This is a genomic window from Kitasatospora sp. NPDC059817 (assembly GCF_042731835.1).
Taxonomy (GTDB): domain Bacteria; phylum Actinomycetota; class Actinomycetes; order Streptomycetales; family Streptomycetaceae; genus Kitasatospora.
Genome location: NZ_JBHWIR010000267.1, coordinates 5,586 through 7,143, shown reverse-complemented (window position 1 = coordinate 7,143; position 1,558 = coordinate 5,586). Strand labels below are relative to the sequence as shown.

The 1,558-nt window shown below is 70.2% G+C and carries 2 protein-coding genes; both read right to left on the bottom strand.

Annotated elements, in window-relative coordinates; translation table 11 throughout:
• Window positions 1-524, bottom strand: a 524-nt coding sequence (locus ACFV61_RS32865) for a chitinase (RefSeq protein WP_380495658.1), incomplete at its 3' end; no start/stop codon positions are given.
• A gap of 115 nt (window positions 525-639) precedes the next feature.
• Window positions 640-1,558: hypothetical protein (locus ACFV61_RS32860; RefSeq protein ID WP_380495656.1), on the bottom strand; the 919-nt coding region annotated here is incomplete at its 5' end.

Genomic DNA, 1,558 nt, shown 5'->3' with positions numbered 1-1,558 from the left:
ATCCGGGGGTTGGTCTGGAGCAGGTCGGGGTGGTGGAGCAGGTCGATGTGCAGGGCGTCTCCCGCCGCTTTGCAGGTGGAGTTCCAGCTGAGTTGGAGCGGCCCTCGTCCGTGGTAGGCCGCGCGTCCCGCCGGACACCCGTAGGGGCGGGCGGTGTCGCAGTACGTCGGGTAGTTGGCGGTGTTCTGCTCCACGACGTGGCGCAGGCCGCCGGTCTCATGGCTGACGTTTGCCAGGAAGGCCGCGGCCTCCCGCCGCTTGAGCGCGTCGTTGCCGGTGTGCGTGAAGCCGGGGTAGGCGCTCATCGTGTCGACCGGTGCGTCGTAGGTGTGGAACCGGTCCCTGTTCGGGGACATCCGGTCGGATTGGGCCTTGTCCATGACGAAGCCGGCCCGGTCCGCTGCTGTCGCGTGTGCCGGTCCGGCCGTCGGCAGGCCGGTGGCGTGGGCACAGGTGGGCAGGGCGGTCGCCGATACGGCCGCCGCCGCGGCGGCGATCCTCGGGGCTGTGCGTCGAGGGGACACGCGGGGCCTTCCTCCCGTTGCGCAGTGCGGGACATCGGGTCCGCCGGTCTCCTGCTCCCACCGGCGGGTGTGGTCGGGCCGTTCAGGCCGGCCTGGCCGGCGCCGCGGTGGTGTGTCAGGAGCAGGTCTTGTCCGGGTGGTCATGGGTGATGGCGCAGATCATCGCCTGTGCCCGGCCGTTGTTCGGGTACCTGCGCTGAAGCTCGTTCTTGAAGTCCTTCCACTGGCGTGCGATGTCCTTGACGGCGAGGTCGTAGGCGTGGTCGAAGTTGTGGGCGACGACCGAGCGGGGACTGTCCTTCGTGTCCTTGTTCAGGACCCCGTCATGAGTGGTGCGGCCCGTGCAGTTGGAAACCGTGCCGCTGTGGTCGCGGTCCGGATAGCAGCCCGTCGCCAGGTCGTGAGGGATGTGGCCGGTGGCGTCCTTGACCCAGTCCGCCCTGCTCATGGAGCTGTAACGACTGATGGAGAAGAACGCGGGCAGGTCGGTGCGCCCCAGGCCGGGAGGGTTCTTGACGCCGATGGCTCCCGGGCCGGCCTGGTCGACCCAGTTGCTGTGGGCGTAGAAGTCCTCGATCTGGTGCCAGCCGCGGCCCAGGTCTTCCAGCACCTCGCACTTCGCCCGTCCCGGCCGGTCGTTCCACGAGCAGGCCGGGGAGATGGAGGTCTGGGCGGCGATGACGCGCCCGTTCGCGTCGACCAGCCGGTCCGCGGCGGCCACGGCCCTCCTGACGTGGTCGATGGAGCCCTCGACGCAGTCGATGATCTCGGCGTTGGACTGCTCGCGGGTGCGGGGGTAGCGGCTGTCGTACCGGGGGTCGAGGTAGTCGGCGTTGTCGCAGTGGAGCTTGCCGATGCCGAAGTACTCGCCGTGGTCGTTGGCGACGATCGCGCCCGAGTTCCCGTCCGCCATCGCCGTCAGCGAGTTCGGGTGCCAGCCCCCCGGGCCCAGGGCGGCCCGGGTGATCTTCTCGTGGTTGCCCCCGCTGAAGGCGTGCGCCGGTGTCGCGGCACCGAGGGCGACGGCACACGCC